Source organism: Spongiactinospora gelatinilytica (assembly GCF_003236385.1).
Lineage (GTDB): Bacteria > Actinomycetota > Actinomycetes > Streptosporangiales > Streptosporangiaceae > Spongiactinospora > Spongiactinospora gelatinilytica.
The window spans coordinates 1-14830 of sequence record NZ_POUA01000019.1; the positions used below are offsets into that span (position 1 = coordinate 1).

The 14830-nt window shown below is 68.6% G+C and carries 15 protein-coding genes; 8 read left to right on the top strand and 7 right to left on the bottom strand.

All coding sequences use genetic code 11. From position 1 onward, the window contains the following. Both trpD and C1I98_RS04195 read right to left on the bottom strand, forming a co-directional pair. The coding region (gene trpD / locus C1I98_RS04190) for an anthranilate phosphoribosyltransferase (RefSeq protein WP_111165738.1) at positions 1-1043 on the bottom strand (1043 nt) is incomplete at its 3' end. A gap of 38 nt (positions 1044-1081) precedes the next feature. Next, positions 1082-1558, bottom strand: a complete 477-nt coding sequence (locus C1I98_RS04195; RefSeq protein WP_111165739.1) for a hypothetical protein — start codon at positions 1556-1558, stop codon at positions 1082-1084. A 203-nt stretch (positions 1559-1761) separates the two neighbouring features. On the opposite strand from C1I98_RS04195, the gene ctaE reads away from it, so the two are divergent. From ctaE to C1I98_RS04220, 5 genes are all read left to right on the top strand, one after another. Next, entirely contained in the window at positions 1762-2376 is a 615-nt protein-coding gene (ctaE, locus tag C1I98_RS04200; protein ID WP_111165740.1) for an aa3-type cytochrome oxidase subunit III, read from the top strand. Between the two features lie 17 nt (positions 2377-2393). Beyond that, a complete protein-coding gene (gene qcrC / locus C1I98_RS04205; protein ID WP_111165741.1) occupies positions 2394-3206 on the top strand; it encodes a cytochrome bc1 complex diheme cytochrome c subunit in 813 nt (270 codons plus the stop codon). Then, the gene (qcrA, locus tag C1I98_RS04210; protein WP_111165742.1) at positions 3199-4296 is read left to right on the top strand and encodes a cytochrome bc1 complex Rieske iron-sulfur subunit; all 1098 of its coding nucleotides are present in this window, start codon (positions 3199-3201) and stop codon (positions 4294-4296) included. Before qcrC ends, qcrA begins: the two co-directional genes overlap by 8 nt. Continuing rightward, the gene (gene qcrB, locus C1I98_RS04215) at positions 4293-5981 is read left to right on the top strand and encodes a cytochrome bc1 complex cytochrome b subunit (RefSeq protein ID WP_111165743.1); all 1689 of its coding nucleotides are present in this window, start codon (positions 4293-4295) and stop codon (positions 5979-5981) included. The genes qcrA and qcrB overlap by 4 nt, the downstream gene beginning before the upstream one ends. A 207-nt stretch (positions 5982-6188) precedes the next feature. After that, positions 6189-6782: a superoxide dismutase family protein gene (locus tag C1I98_RS04220; protein ID WP_111165744.1), complete on the top strand. Its 594-nt coding sequence runs from the start codon at positions 6189-6191 to the stop codon at positions 6780-6782. 401 nt (positions 6783-7183) lie between these two features. On the opposite strand, the gene C1I98_RS04225 is transcribed toward C1I98_RS04220, so the two are convergent. The 4 genes from C1I98_RS04225 to ctaC form a co-directional block, all read right to left on the bottom strand. Further along, complete coding sequence (locus tag C1I98_RS04225) at positions 7184-8392, bottom strand: L,D-transpeptidase (RefSeq protein WP_199536712.1); 1209 nt, start codon at positions 8390-8392, stop codon at positions 7184-7186. A 176-nt stretch (positions 8393-8568) separates the two neighbouring features. Then, positions 8569-8964 (bottom strand): cytochrome c oxidase subunit 4, encoded by a 396-nt coding sequence (locus C1I98_RS04230; protein WP_111165745.1) that lies wholly within the window; start codon positions 8962-8964, stop codon positions 8569-8571. Beyond that, the gene (ctaD, locus tag C1I98_RS04235; RefSeq protein WP_111165746.1) at positions 8961-10637 is read right to left on the bottom strand and encodes an aa3-type cytochrome oxidase subunit I; all 1677 of its coding nucleotides are present in this window, start codon (positions 10635-10637) and stop codon (positions 8961-8963) included. The genes C1I98_RS04230 and ctaD overlap by 4 nt, the downstream gene beginning before the upstream one ends. Then, the gene (gene ctaC, locus C1I98_RS04240) at positions 10634-11452 is read right to left on the bottom strand and encodes an aa3-type cytochrome oxidase subunit II (RefSeq protein WP_111165747.1); all 819 of its coding nucleotides are present in this window, start codon (positions 11450-11452) and stop codon (positions 10634-10636) included. The genes ctaD and ctaC overlap by 4 nt, the downstream gene beginning before the upstream one ends. A gap of 142 nt (positions 11453-11594) precedes the next feature. On the opposite strand from ctaC, the gene C1I98_RS04245 reads away from it, so the two are divergent. The 3 genes from C1I98_RS04245 to C1I98_RS04255 all read left to right on the top strand — a co-directional run bounded on the left by C1I98_RS04245 (position 11595) and on the right by C1I98_RS04255 (position 13503). Then, on the top strand, positions 11595-12728 hold the full coding sequence (locus C1I98_RS04245; protein ID WP_111165748.1) for a cysteine desulfurase family protein: 1134 nt from the start codon (positions 11595-11597) through the stop codon (positions 12726-12728). Then, the gene (locus C1I98_RS04250; RefSeq protein WP_111165749.1) at positions 12729-13001 is read left to right on the top strand and encodes a sulfurtransferase TusA family protein; all 273 of its coding nucleotides are present in this window, start codon (positions 12729-12731) and stop codon (positions 12999-13001) included. Positions 13002-13068: 67 nt separating this feature from the next. Then, complete coding sequence (locus C1I98_RS04255; RefSeq protein ID WP_111165750.1) at positions 13069-13503, top strand: CBS domain-containing protein; 435 nt, start codon at positions 13069-13071, stop codon at positions 13501-13503. A gap of 109 nt (positions 13504-13612) precedes the next feature. Here the strand turns inward: C1I98_RS04255 and C1I98_RS04260 are convergent, their stop codons facing one another. Further along, a complete protein-coding gene (locus tag C1I98_RS04260) occupies positions 13613-14599 on the bottom strand; it encodes a carbohydrate kinase family protein (protein WP_111165751.1) in 987 nt (328 codons plus the stop codon). Positions 14600-14830: the final 231 nt, after the last annotated feature.

Sequence of the window (14830 nt, forward strand, 5' to 3'; positions counted from 1 at the left end):
CTGTGGGCCTGGCTGGTGGCGATCCAGCGGGCGAGGGTGGTGGCGGCGGCTCCGGAGTCGACGGCCTCGGCGGCGCGGGTGTGCGCCTCGGCCATGGCGGCGTCCAGGTCGTCGCCGGTGGCGGTGCCGGACGCGGCGACGATGCCCGCCGCGGCGTTCAGCAGTACGGCGTCGCGGACCGGGCCCTGCTTGCCGGCCACCAGGTCGCGTACGGCCTGGGCGTTGAACTCGACGTCGCCGCCGCGCAGCGACTCGACGCTCGCCCGGGGGATGCCGATCGACGCGGGGTCGAAAGTGACCTGGGTGGCCGCGCCGTTGCCGACCACCCACACCGTGGAGGTGGTCGCGAGGGTCAGCTCATCGAGGCCGTCGTCGCCGCGGAACACCAGCGCCGAGACCCCGCGCTCGGCGAACACCCCCGCCACCACCGGCAGCATGCGCGCGTCGAAGACGCCGATCGCCTGTGCCGCGGGCCTGGCCGGATTGGTCAGCGGCCCGAGGAAGTTGAAGAACGTCGGCACGCCCAGCTCCCTGCGCGGCGGACCGGCGAAGCGGAAGCCCTGGTGGTAGGCCGGCGCGAAGCAGAAGGCGATCCCCGCTTCCACGGCCACGGCGGCGGTGTCGTCGGGCGACATCTCCAGGGTGATGCCGAGGTGTTCGAGCACGTCGGCCGCCCCGCAGGAGGAGGAGGCCGCGCGGTTGCCGTGCTTGACCACCCGCGCCCCCGTGGCGGCGGTGACGATCGCCGCCATCGTCGAGACGTTGACGGTGTGGGCACGGTCGCCGCCGGTGCCCACGATGTCGACCACCGGGCCCTCCACCCGCAGCGGGGTGGCCAGGTCGAGCATGACCCGGGCCAGGCCGGTGACCTCGGCCACCGTCTCCCCCTTGGCGCGCAGCGCCACGGCGAAGCCGGCGATCTGCGCGGGAGTCGCCGACCCCGTCATGATCTCCTTCATCGCCCAGGCCGTCTCGTCGGTGGTGAGGTGCTCTCCGGCGAGCAGGGCCGACAGCAGCGCGGGCCACGTGGTGCGCGCGTCCATGGGATCTCCAGTCATGAGCCGGCGGTGCCGCCGAACGGCTACCGGGCGGGCGGGATTTCGGCGGGCCGCGCGGGCTGCGCGGTACGGGCGAGCCGCTGCCGCATCAGGTCGGCCACGGCCTCGGCCAGGACGATCGGGTCGAGCGGCTGGGCCACCACGGCCTCGGCGCGCGACCAGTTGGCCAGCCACCGGTCATCGCGACGGGCGACGACCAGGCAGATCGGCGGGCAGTCGTAGACCTCGTCCTTGGCCTGGCGGGCGACGCCCATGCCGCCCGCGGGCCGCGCCTCGCCGTCGAGCACGGCCACGTCGATCTCGCCGGAGTCGAAGTGCTGCAGGACCTTGGGCTGCGTAGCGCACTCCACGAACTCCACCGCCGGCACGTCGGCGGCGGGCCGCCTGCCGATGGCCAGGCGTACCTTCTCTCTGGTGGCGGAGTCGTCGCTGTAGACGAGGACCTTCATCTTGACGTCCGCGGCCGGTTCGGTGCCCAAGGTGATGCTCGCTTCCAACATCGGTGTCTCCTGGCGGGCCGCCGGCCGTCGGGTGCCGCGGCGTGGCCAAGAGGTATGGTCAACAGGGATCGTACCGGGCGAGGCGGGTGGATACCCAGGCTGGAGGCGCTAGCCAGGCAATTGTCCGGTTTGCCCTTGTTGGTGTGCGCTTTGTTCCACCTAACGGGGGGTCGTGCGGCGACCCGACCAGGAGAGCCGCAATAATGCTGCCCGTGGCGACAGCATCCGCAATCACGACGACGACAGCACACTCGTCTCGCCGGCCGAATTTGGTCAGCGTCGGGACGATCGTCTGGCTGTCCTCTGAGCTCATGTTCTTCGCGGCGCTGTTCGCGATGTACTTCACCATCCGGTCAGTGACCATCGGCCAGGGCCATCACTGGCCCGAGGCTCACCTGAACGTCCCGTTCTCAACGGTCAACACGATCATTCTGGTCCTGTCGAGTGTGACGTGCCAGATGGGCGTGTGGGCCGCGGAAAAGGGCCAGGTCAGCAAGCTGCGTTTCTGGTACACCGTCAGCTTCCTGATGGGTCTGGTCTTTGTGATCGGCCAGGTCTACGAGTACGGCCAGCTCGCCGGCGAGGGGCACACCCTCTCCCACTCGGCCTATGACTCCATCTTCTACCTGGCCACGGGTTTCCACGGCTTGCACGTGACCGGTGGACTGATCGCGTTCCTGTTCATGCTGGGACGCACGTACGCCGCGAAGCGCTTCACCCATGAGCAGGCGACCAGCGCGATCGTCGTGTCCTACTACTGGCACTTCGTCGACGTTGTCTGGATCGGCCTCTTTATGACCATCTACGTGATCAAGTAACAGGAACGGGGATCTCTGTGACCAGGATCACCGCTAGGCGGCGGCATCCCCTCGCGAGATACGCCGTCCTGCTTCTCGCACTGGCGTTGCTGGGCGTGGGCTATGCGGCCTTCTCCCCGAAGAGCCAGAGCGCCGACGCGGCGATCGCGTCGGGCAAGGTCGACGACGTGAAGGCCGGCGAGGAACTCTTCAAGTCGCACTGCCTCAGCTGCCACGGGCCCGAGGCGCGGGGCACCGCGGACGGGCCCACGCTGGTCGGCGTGGGCGCCGCGGCGGTCGACTTCCAGATGAGCAGCGGGCGAATGCCCGCCACCACGGTGGGCGCCCAGGTACCGCGCAAGCCGCTGCCCGCCTGGGTGACGCAGAAGAAGATCGACCAGATCGCCGCCTACGTCCAGTCCCTCGGCGGCGGCCCGACCGTCCCTAGCAAGGACCAGGTGGACCCCGCCAAGGGCGACCCGGCCAAGGGCGGCGAGCTGTTCCGGGCCAACTGCATCAGCTGCCACAACTGGGCCGGCGCCGGCGGGGCGCTCACCCAGGGCAAGTACGCACCCAACCTCAACAGCTCCTCCCCCGCCCAGATCTACGAGGCGATGATCACCGGCCCGCAGGCTATGCCGGTCTTCAACGACTCCACGATCACCCCCCAGCAGAAGCGCGACATGATCGCCTACATCGTGAGCGTCCGCGAGCAGACCGACCCGGGCGGTTTCGGGCTCGGCCGGATCGGCCCGGTGACCGAGGGCCTGGTGGCCTGGATCGTGGGTATCGGCGGCCTTGTGCTCGCAGCCATCTGGATCACCGCGAAGAGGCGACAGGCCAATGACTGACCACAACCCTGAGATCGAACGGCCGGAAGAGCGCGTTCCCAAGCGCGTCATCGGCACTCCACCCGCGGCCACGGAGCGGGCGGTGCTCGGCGAGGACAAGCCCGCCGCGCCCGCCGTCGTGGCCGGGGTCAAGCCGCAGGACCCGCGTACGGTGAGGAAGGGCGAGCGGCTCGCCGCGCTGTGCTTCACCATCACCTTCCTGGCGGGCATCGGCTTCATCGCCTCGTACGTGATCTTCCAGGTCGGCGACCTGGACGGCACCGCGGCCTCCAACCTCGCGCTCGGCGGCACCCTGACGCTGGCCCTGCTCGGCCTGGCCCTCGGCATGGTGGTCTGGGCGCGGATGGTGCTGCCGAAGTACAGCGTCGTCCAGGAGCGGCACGTGATGGCCTCCGACCGGGAGGTCAGGAGCGACGTCGCCGAGAAGTTCGCGCAGGGTGTGGAGGAGAGCGGCTTCGTCAAGCGGAAGCTGCTGCGGCGTACGCTGCTGGCCGCGGTGGCCCCGCTGGGCCTGGCCCCGGTGGTGCTGCTGCGCGACCTCGGCCCGCTGCCGGAGACCAAGCTCCGGCACACGGTCTGGGGCGAGAAGACCAAGGACGGCAAGCCGCTGCGGCTCGTCGTCGAGGGCACCGGCCAGCCCATCCGGGCCGCCGACTTCAACACCCCCGGCGGCCTGTTGTCGGTGGTGCCCGAGGGGTACGAGCACGACCTGACCGTCCTGGCCAAGGCCACGGTGATTCTGGTCAACCTGCGGCCCGAGGAGATCAAGTCCGGGACGAACAAGAACTGGACCTACAACGGCATCGTCGCCTACTCCAAGATCTGCACCCACGTCGGGTGCCCCGCGGCTCTGTACGAGCAGAACACGCACAACATCCTCTGCCCCTGTCACCAGTCGACGTTCGACGCCACGGACGGCGCGAAGGTGATCTTCGGCCCGGCGGCCCGGCCGCTTCCCCAGCTTCCGATCGACGTGGACGCGGAGGGCTACCTCATCGCCACGGGGGACTTCCCCGTCCCGGTCGGCCCCAGCTTCTGGGAGCGCGGTGACGCCGAGGCGGAGTACCGGCAGAAGGGAGGCCAGGTATGAGCACCGAAACCGGCAACCGGCCAGAAACCGCTGAAATCCCCAAGGCCGTCTCAGGACCGAGCAGCTACCTCGACGAGCGCATCGGCGCCGGAAACTTCATCCGGCGCAACATGCGCAAGGTCTTCCCCGACCACTGGTCGTTCCTGCTGGGTGAGATCGCGCTCTACTCGTTCATCATCCTGCTGCTGACCGGCACGTTCCTGACGCTCTGGTTCAAGCCCAGCATGGGGCACGTCATCTACGACGGGCCCTACGCGCCGCTGCGCGGCGTGATGATGTCCGAGGCGTACGCGTCCTCGCTGCACATCAGCTTCGAGGTGCGCGGCGGTCTGCTGATCCGCCAGATCCACCACTGGGCGGCGCTGCTGTTCGTCGCCGGGATGATGGCCCACATGCTCCGGGTGTTCTTCACCGGCGCGTACCGCAAGCCGCGTGAGCTCAACTGGATCATCGGCGTCCTGCTGCTGACGCTGGCCCTGGCCGAGGGCCTGACCGGCTACTCGCTGCCGGACGACCTGCTGTCCGGCGCGGGCCTGCGGATCACCCAGGGCGTGGCGATCTCGCTGCCACTGGTGGGCACCTACGTCTCGTTCTTCCTGTTCGGCGGAGAATATCCGGGCGAGGATGTCATCTCCCGGTTCTACACCCTGCACGTGCTGCTGATCCCCGGCATCCTGGTGGCCCTGGTCACCGCGCACATGGTGCTGATGTGGGTGCAGAAGCACAGCCAGCAGCCGGGCAAGGGACGCACGAACATGAACGTCGTCGGCGGCCCGTTCTTCCCGTCCTTCGCGCTCAAGGCTGGCTCGTACTTCCTGTTCACGTTCGCGATCCTGGCCGGGCTCGGCACGTTCGCCCAGATCAACCCGATCTGGCTGTTCGGCCCGTACACACCGGCGGACATCTCCGCGGGCTCGCAGCCCGACTTCTACATGGGCTTCCTCGAAGGCTCGCTGCGGATCATGCCGGCCTGGGAGATCAACGTCCTGGGCTACACGCTGCCGATGAGCGTGATCATCCCGGCCCTGCTGCCGCTGGGGCTGGTCATGACCGGCCTCGCGCTGTATCCGTTCATCGAGCAGTGGGTCACCGGCGACCGGAGCGAGCACCACGTCGTCGACCGGCCGCGCAACAACCCGCACCGCACCTCGATCGGCATGTCGGCGATCACGTTCTACGGCCTGCTGTGGCTGCTGGGCGCGAACGACGAACTCGCGGCCAACTTCCACATCTCGCTGTTCGCGATCACCAGGTTCGGTCAGATCGCGATCATCGTGGGGCCGATCCTGGCGTACATCATCACCTACCGCATGTGCCTCGGGCTGCAGCGCAAGGACGCCGAGGTGATCGGCCACGGCGTCGAGTCGGGTGTGATCAAGCGCCTGCCGCACGGTGAGTTCATCGAGGTCCACGTGCCGCCGGCCGAGGACATCGAGGCCCACATGCGCGGCAAGACGCCCATTCCGGCGCTCCCCGACGGCTCGGACGAGAAGGGCATTCCGCCGAAGGGCATGCGCGGCCCGCTGGGCCGCCTGCGCGGGCGGATGAGCCGGACGTACGGCGGGGAGAAGATCCCGATGGACCAGCCGCACGGCGACGACCACGGCGCCCACGAGGAGATCGGGGAGCACGAGGAGCACGCCGCCGTCGGAGCCACCGGCGAAGGCCGGTCGCTGGACCGCTGACCACGGCGGAACGCGCGTCGCCACAACGCGCAAAGGGGCCCGGGATGTCCTATCCCGGGCCCCTTTCGTGCGCTTTATGCGGTTGACCTATAACCCGAAACCATTGAAAAATGATATGCAATCCCTATTCAAATAGGGACGACTGGCCAAACGCGTTCCTTTACCCTCGGTAAGACCGAAACGCTTCTTCAGAGGGACAGGTTCGTGATGCCGCTCCGCAGAACTCATCTGGCCATCGCCACCGTGCTCGCCGCGGGGGTCGCGGCCGTCGGCGTCTCCGCCATCGCCGAGGCCACCTCGACCCAGGGAGGGCATACCTCCTCTGCGGTCATCCGCGACGTCGAGGGCAACGCCATCGGCCGCCTCACGATCGCCAACCAGGGATTCGGCAAGTCCCGCGTCACCGTCTCGGCGCGCGGGCTCTCCGAAGGCTTCCACGGGTTCCACATCCACGCCACCGGCGTGTGCGACCCCAAAGCGGTCGACCCTTCCACCGGAAACGTCTCGCCCTTCTTCACCGCCGGCGGCCATTTCAATCTCGGCCAGGGCACGCACGGCGCGCACTCCGGCGACCTTCCGCCGCTGCTGGCCGCCGGCGACGGCACCAGCTCGGCCAGCGTCGTGACCGACAAGTTCCGGCTGAGCCAGCTCAACGACGCCGACGGCAGCGCGATCATCATCCACGCCCTGCCCGACAACCTCGCCCACATCCCCGAGCGCTACGCCCCGAACGGCCCCGACGACGCCACCAAGCGCACCGGCGACGCGGGCGGACGCTTCGCCTGCGGCATCATCAAGTAACCCCGCCTCCGTAGCACCAGAGGCCCGGCGGGCGGCGTCCCGCGAGGCGCTGTGACCCCCACCGCGGGGGCCACAGCGCCGTTGGACGGCAGAGACGCCACCGCCGGCCTCGGTACCACCCCAACGGCCGTGCCCGCCCTGCTGTCCGCACCACGACACCGGCCCGGCACGGCCACCGGCATTTCCAGCGGGCCCTTCCGGCTCCGGGTCTCAGAGCGGGCCGGGCCTCGGTGCTCCCCGGCCTTCGGCCACACAAGGGTCGTCCCCGCCTCTGGCGGCCGTACCGGCCTCCCGGCCGGCCGCGGGGCAGGGGTGTCACATGAGCCCTCGGGGGCCGGTGGTATGGCCTGCTGCGCCGCGTCGGGTGCGGCACAGCCGCCTGCGGGGCGCTCTGAGGCGGCTCAGGAGGCGGTGTAGGGATCGGTGGTGAAGCCCGAGCCCAGGCTGGTCCAGCGCAGCCACTCCGGCCAGCTCTCCTGCCAGTGCCCCCACCCGTTCAGCGGCTCCAGGCGGCGCGGCGAGCCGGTCAGGATGATCGGGTCGCCGATAAGCGTGTTGTCGAGGAACCACTTCGCGTGCGACGGGCTGACGTTGACGCAGCCGTGGCTGACGTTGGAGTTGCCCTGTGAGCCGACCGACCAGGGCGCGCTGTGGATGTACTCCCCGCTGTTGGAGATGCGGACGGTGTTGTACACCGTGAGCTGGTAGTAACCCGCCTGCCCCGGCCCTGCGTCCGGCGAGGTCATCACGGTGACCCCCTCACGGGACATGGCCAGGTGGACGCCGCTGGTGGTGTGGTACTTCATCACCCCGCCCCGCCCGGCGCTGAACGGGATCGTGCGGATCACCCTCCCGTTCCGTTTGACCCGCATGACGTGGTCGTTCAGGCTCCCGCTGGTGATCTGCGAGCGGCCGATCTTGAAGTCGAGCACGTGGTTCTTGGTCCCGTACATGCCCTCGCCGCCGTGCGCGCCCGCCAGCCGGGCGATCAGCCGTACCTTGGTGCCGGCCGGCCAGAAGGCCCTCGGCCGGAAGTGCACGGTCTTGTCGTCGAACCAGTGCCACGCGCCCAGGATCGGCTTGGAGGACTGGACGATCAGGTTGCGCTCCACGCCTACCCGGTCGGTGATCTCCCGGTCGAAGGAGATCATGATGGGCATCCCGACGCCCACGGTCAGGCCCGTGTCGTCCTTGTGCGGCAGGATGTTCTCGACCTTGAAGGTGCTCTTCGGCGTCACCGTGGAGAACGTGCTGGTCGCCCGGGTGGCCTTGCCGTCGGCGTTGGCGGCCACCGCCGTGACGGTGTAGGTCGTGCCGGGCGTGCCGACGTCCCTGCTGCGCCACTGGGTGCGGTCGGCGCTGAAAACGCCGCTCAGGGCCCCCTTGGGCGAGGTGACGCTCACCTCCGAGATGGTGCCGTGCTGCGCGGACACGACGACGGCCGTGTCCGGCGCCACGTTGCCCGCCGAGTTCGCCGGGACGACGGTGACCCGCGCGTCGGGGGCCTTGCGTTCGCCCTCCGAGGCGGTGGCACCTGACGAACACGAGGCCGTCAGGGCCAGTACGAGCAGTCCCGCGCCATGTGCCGATACCCGGATTGCGTACCCCACCTGTGACTCCCCCCGTCGGGCCTGACATGCCAGGCCCGCCCACTATCGGGGTTATTACCCACAGTGACGGCAAGAGTGCTCGTAATGCTGTACTTCACCGGCAAAGAACGCCAAAACGGGTGATCGATGAGGTTCGACCACCCGTTGTGACGCGCTTTATCCGGCCGGAGAGTTGATCAGTGCGAGAAGTGCCCGCGGTAGTACTGGAACACGAAGCCGATGGAGCTCATGATCACGCAGGCCACACCGATCATGAACAGCCACCACCCGATCACGAAGCCGACGAACGCCAGCGCCGCCGACAGGGTGACGAACAGCGGCCACCAGCTGTGCGGGCTGAAGAAGCCGATCTCCCCCGCGCCATCGCTGATCTCGGCCCTCTTGTCGTCCTCCGGCTGCGCCCCGATCCGGCGCGCGGTGAACATCAGGTAGTAGCCGATCATGAAGGCGAAGCCGACGGAGATAGCCAGCGCCGTGGTGCCGACCGGCTCACCCGACCAGAACCAGTAGACGACGCCCACCAGGGCGAAGAACACGCCGCAGAGCAGGAAAAGCCAGCCCTGAACCTTCATTGGCTCATCTCCTCCAACTGGCCTCTGGACTTGGCCGTGACGTGCGGGTAGTGCAGGTCGAACGCGGGACGCTCAGAGCGGATCCGCGGCAGCGAGGTGAAGTTGTGTCGCGGCGGCGGGCAGGAGGTGGCCCACTCCAGCGAGTTTCCGAAGCCCCAGGGGTCGTCCACGGTGACCTTCGGCGCCGAGCGCCAGGTGCGCCACACGTTGTAAAGGAACGGCAGGGTGGACGCGCCGAGGACGAACGCACCGACCGAGGAGATGACGTTCAGGTTGGTGAATCCGTCGATCGGGCTGTAGTCGGCGTACCGCCGCGGGAAGCCGATCACGCCCAGCCAGTGCTGCACCAGGAAGGTGGTGTGGAAGCCGATGAACAGCGTCCAGAAGTGCACCTTGCCCAGCCGGTCGTTCAGCATCCTGCCGGTGAACTTCGGCCACCAGAAGTAGAACCCGGCGAACATCGCGAACACCACCGTGCCGAACACCACGTAGTGGAAGTGGGCGACCACGAAGTAGGTGTCGCTGATGTGGAAGTCCAGTGGCGGCGAGGCGAGGATGACACCGGTCAGGCCGCCCAGCAGGAACGTGATCAAGAACCCGACCGAGAACAGCATGGGCGACTCGAAGGTGAGATGCCCGCGCCACATGGTGCCGATCCAGTTGAAGAACTTCACGCCGGTCGGCACCGCGATCAGGAACGTCATGAACGAGAAGAACGGCAGCAGTACTTGTCCCGTGGGGAACATGTGGTGCGCCCACACGGTGACCGACAGGCCGGCGATGGCGATGGTCGCGGCGATGAGGCTGATGTAGCCGAACACCGGCTTGCGGCTGAAGACCGGCAGCACCTCGGTCACGATGCCGAAGAACGGCAGCGCGATGATGTAGACCTCCGGGTGCCCGAAGAACCAGAACAGGTGCTGCCACAGCATCGCGCCGCCGTTGCCGGGGTCGAAGATGTGCGCGCCGAGCTTGCGGTCGGCCTCCAGGGCCAGCAGCGCGGCGGCCAGCACCGGGAAGGCCAGCAGCACCAGGATCGAGGTGAGCAGGACGTTCCAGGTGAAGATCGGCATCCGGAACATCGTCATGCCGGGCGCGCGCATGCAGATGATCGTGGTGATGAAGTTGACCGCGCCGAGGATCGTGCCGAGCCCGGCCAGTACCAGCCCCATGATCCACAGGTCGCCGCCCACTCCGGGAGAGCTGACCGCGTTGGACAGCGGTGTGTAGGCGAACCAGCCGAAGCTGGCCGCGCCGCCCGGGGTCACGAAGCCGCTGATGGTGATGATGCCCCCGAACAGGAACATCCAGTAGCTCACCATGTTCAGACGCGGGAAGGCCACGTCCGGGGCGCCGATCTGCAGCGGCATCAGCTCGTTGGCGAACCCGGCGAACAGCGGGGTCGCGAACAGCAGCAGCATGATCGTGCCGTGCATGGTGAAGAGCTGGTTGAACTGCTCCCTGGTCACCAGTTGCAGGTCGGGCGCCACCAGCTCGGCCCGCATGATCAGCGCCATCACGCCGCCGATCAGGAAGAACACGAACGACGTGATCAGGTACATGTGACCGATGATCTTGTGGTCCGTGGAGGAGGCCCAGCGCGCGATGACCGAACCCTTGCGGGTGGGCACCGGCGTGATGGTCTGGCGTAGGGGTTCGTTGATGGCGGTCACTGCGTGCTCCTCGCCTGTTCGGCGATGTACCTGTCGAACTCTGCCTTCTCCACGAGCTTCACCCGGAACAGCATCCGGCTGTGGTCGTAGCCGCACAGCTCGGCGCACCGGCCGGCGTGGACGCCGGTCTCGGTCAGCGTGTCGACCTCGAACCTGTTGTTCTCAACGCCCGGGATCACGTCCCGCTTGAACAGGAAGGCGGGAATCCAGAAGGAGTGGATCACGTCGGGCGAGCGCAGGTCGAACTCGACCTTGGAGCCGACCGGCAGCACCAGCTCGGGGGCCTCGGGCGCCTGGTAACTGCTCGCCGGGCGGCCGATCACGCTGACCTTCTGGTTGTTGTAGTCGGTGGTGAAGCGCCAGCTCCACTGGAAGGCGTCCACACGCACCTTCACCGCGGCGGTCCCGGTGATCTTGCCGAGCTCGTTCTGGTCCCTGGCGGTGAAGTAGAAGAACACCGCGACCATGATGACCGGGACCATCGTGTAGAGGATCTCGATCGGCAGGTTGTACCTGACCTGCGGCGGCAACTCCTGGTCGCTGTGCTTCTTCTTGCGATGGAAGATGCACGCCCACACGATGAGGCCGATGACGACCGCGCCGGTGCCGAGCGCCGCGATCCAAGAGCCGTTCCACAGGCTCTGGACGATGTCGCCCTGTCTGGTCACGGATTCGGGCATGCCGCCACGCGACCATTCGGCCGCAACTTCATTACTGCATGCCGTCGCCGAGGCCAGCAGCAGCGCCAGAACGGCGGCACGTGGCACCCTGCGACGGGCCAACGAACGCCGTGTCGCACGGCGGGTCGGACTCACGGATCGCCTACCCCACAGATGCAGCCCAGGGAGTCAATCCCTGGGCGGTCGATTTCATAAGCTTCACAAGCACGGTTTGGATGTGGACACATTAGCGCCAACCCTGTTCGCCCCTCTGCGCAGCCCCCGTTAGTGTCACGCTGTGGCCTACTTCGATGCCGCCTCTACCGAGCCCCTGCACCCGCAGGCCAGAGAGGCCCTGCTGATGGCACTGGAAACCGGCTGGGCCGACCCGGCGAGACTGTACGGCTCCGGCCGCCGGGCACGGTTGCTCCTCGACCAGGGCCGCGCGGAGATCGCCGAGGTGCTGGGCGCCCGGCCCGACGAGGTGGTGTTCACCACGTCAGGCACCCAGGCGGTGCATCTCGGTGTCCTCGGCACCCTACACGGACGGCGACGCGCCGGGCGGCATCTCGTCGTCGGCGCGGTGGAGCATTCCGCCGTGCTGCACGCCGCCCAGTCGCACGAGCGGGACGGCGGGACGGTCGAGACGGTCGGGGTCGGCCGTACCGGAGCGGTCGACGCCGGCGCCTTCGCCCGCGCGGTGAGCGCGCCCGGCACCGCCCTGGCCTGCCTGCAGACCGCCAACCACGAGGTCGGAACGCTGCAGCCGGTGGCCGAGGCCGCCGCGGCCTGTCAGGACGCCGGGGTGCCGCTGCTGGTGGACGCGGCGCAGACGGTGGGCCGGCTGCCGGTTCCGCCCGGCTGGTCGGTGCTCGTCGCGAGCGCGCACAAGTGGGGCGGCCCGCCCGGCGTGGGGGTGCTGGCCGTGCGCAAGGGCACCCGGTACCGCTCGCCGCTGCCGGAGGACGAGCGCGAGGCCCGGCGGGTGCCCGGCTTCGAGAACGTGCCGAGCGTCCTGGCCGCCGCGGCGGCGCTGCGGGCCCGCGTCGCCGAGGCCGGGGAGCAGGAACGGCTGGCCGCGCTGATCGACAAGATCCGGCGTACCGTCGCCGCCACGATCCCCGACGTGGAGGTGATCGGCGAACCGGTCGATCGCGCCCCGCACATCGTGACCTTCTCGTGCCTTTATGTCGAGGGCGAGGCGCTGCTTCGCGAACTTGACAAGGCGGGTTTCTCGGTAACGTCAGGAAGTTCCTGCACGGCGAGTACGCTTCGTCCATCGCACGTCTTGGAAGCGATGGGTGTGCTTACGCATGGAAATGTCCGGGTATCGCTGCCCAGTGGAACATCGGAAGCGGACGTGGACCGGTTCCTCGCCCTCCTTCCTGAGACCGTGCGCCGTATCCGCCAGGAAGCAGGGGTGAGCTGGTAGATGTCGCGTTGGCAGGCCACCACACGGGAAGAGGCCGCGCAGGAGCCCGCGTTGACGATCGACGCGCTGGGCAAGAAGTGCCCCATCCCGATCATTCTGCTCGCCGAGCAGATCCGCTCGGTGCCGCTGAACGCGATCGTGGCGGTGCTCGCGGACGACCCGGCGGCGTACACGGACGTACCGGCGTGGTGCCGGCTGAAGTCGCACCCGCACGTGGCGACGTACGAGCTGCCCAAGGGCGGCTGGGCGATCCACGTCCGGCGCAACTACTGAGCCTGGCCCGCACCAAAGCGGGTAGTCGCCCCTGAAAGCCGCTCATCCGACTTTCGGGGGGATCACGATGGGTACCGCGCAGAGCGCCACCACGGTCAAGGACGTCATGCACCCCGGCGCGCGCTGCATCGAGGCGCACGAGACCCTCGACCGCGCCGCCCAGTTGATGCGCGAACTCGGCGTCGGGGCACTGCCGATCAGCGACGACGGCCGGCGGCTCCGGGGCATCATCACCGACCGGGACATCGTGGTCGGCTGCATCGCGGCCGGCCGGGACCCGGCCAATACACGGGCGGGCGACCTCGCGGCCGGGCTGGTCTGGGTCGGCTCCGACGCCACGATCGACGAGGCCCTGGCCAAGATGGAGGAGCATCAGATCCGGCGGCTGCCGGTGCTGGAGGACGACCAGATCATCGGCATGATCAGCGAGGCCGACCTGGCCAGGCACCTGCCCCCGGACAAGCTCGCCGAACTGGTGAGCCGCATCTACGCGCCGTCCTGACGGCGGCGTCGGAGCGGCATCGGAGCAGCGACGGCGACGGCACGGCGGCAGAAAGCGGTCGCGGCTCTCTGCCGTCCGTTGACGTCTGTGCTGGACGGACCGCCGTGGGTCAGGGGTGCGGGCAGCGTATGTGCTCGGCGACCTCGGCGGCGGCGGAGGCCCCGTACGCGGAGCCGAGCCGGTCCAGGAACTCCTGCCGGGCCAGCTGGTACTCCTGCCCGCCCACGTGCTCCAGAACGTGTGTCGCGGTCAGGTTGCCCACCTGGGCGCACCGCTCCAGCGGCAGGCCCCAGCCCACCGAGGCCAGGAACCCCGCGCGGAAGGCGTCGCCGACGCCCGTGGGGTCGGCCTTGGCCTTCTCCGGCGCGGGCGGGATGTGCAGCGACGGCTCCCCCGCGCGATCGATGCGCGCGCCCTTGGGCCCCAGCGTGGTCACCCTGACCTTCACCCGCGCCAGGACGTCATCATCGGACCAGCCGCTCTTCTGCTCGACGAGCGCCTTTTCGTACTCGTTCGTGAACAGGTAGGTCGCGCCCTCGACGAGCGCGCGGATGTCCTCGCCCTCCATCCGCGCGAGCTGCTGGGAGGGGTCGGCCGCGAACGGGATGCCGCGCTGACGGCACTCCTCGGTGTGCCGCAGCATCGCGTCCGGGTCGTTGGCGCCGACCAGCACGAGGTCCAGGCCGCCCACCCGATCGGCCACCGGGCCCAGCTCGATCTCCCGCGCCTCGGCCATCGCGCCGGTGTAGAACGACGCGATCTGGTTGTGGTCCTGGTCGGTGGTGCATAGGAACCGGGCGGTGTGGTGGAGCTCGGAGACGTGGATGGAGTCGCAGTCGACTCCATGGCGCTCCAGCCAGGACCGATAGTCGGCGAAGTCGGCGCCGACCGCGCCGACCAGGATCGGCGTCAGGCCGAGACAACCCATCCCGAAGGCGATGTTGGCGGCGATCCCGCCGCGCCGGACCTGAAGGTCGTCCACGAGGAACGACAGTGACACCCGGTCGAGCTGCTCGGCGATGAGCTGATCGCCGAAGCGACCGGGAAAGGTCATCAGATTATCGGTCGCGATGGAGCCGGTGACGGCGATGCGCACGGGGTTCTTCTCCTCGTTGTCTGCATCTTGCTGTGGCCCGCGCCCTGGGGACGGGCCGGATTTCGACGAGCTCCGCAAGACTATGTTAAAGCAGCACCGAGGGTCATGCCGTGGATCTCGCTCCGGACGCGTACCGCAGCGGGCCACGAGCCGTACGCAGCCCGCGCCGCCCGCGTCTCCCGCCCAACGCGAACAGGCCCCATGACCAGCCTGTGATCATGGGGCCCTCAG

Coding starts and splice junctions, on each gene's coding strand:
- C1I98_RS04230 (WP_111165745.1), bottom strand. CDS start 8,964: ATGAAGGTTCAGGGCTGGCTTTTCCTGCTCTGCGGCGTGTTCTTCGCC.
- qcrB (WP_111165743.1), top strand. CDS start 4,293: ATGAGCACCGAAACCGGCAACCGGCCAGAAACCGCTGAAATCCCCAAG.
- C1I98_RS04250 (WP_111165749.1), top strand. CDS start 12,729: ATGTCGCGTTGGCAGGCCACCACACGGGAAGAGGCCGCGCAGGAGCCC.
- C1I98_RS04255 (WP_111165750.1), top strand. CDS start 13,069: ATGGGTACCGCGCAGAGCGCCACCACGGTCAAGGACGTCATGCACCCC.
- C1I98_RS04220 (WP_111165744.1), top strand. CDS start 6,189: ATGCCGCTCCGCAGAACTCATCTGGCCATCGCCACCGTGCTCGCCGCG.
- qcrA (WP_111165742.1), top strand. CDS start 3,199: ATGACTGACCACAACCCTGAGATCGAACGGCCGGAAGAGCGCGTTCCC.
- C1I98_RS04195 (WP_111165739.1), bottom strand. CDS start 1,558: ATGTTGGAAGCGAGCATCACCTTGGGCACCGAACCGGCCGCGGACGTC.
- ctaE (WP_111165740.1), top strand. CDS start 1,762: ATGCTGCCCGTGGCGACAGCATCCGCAATCACGACGACGACAGCACAC.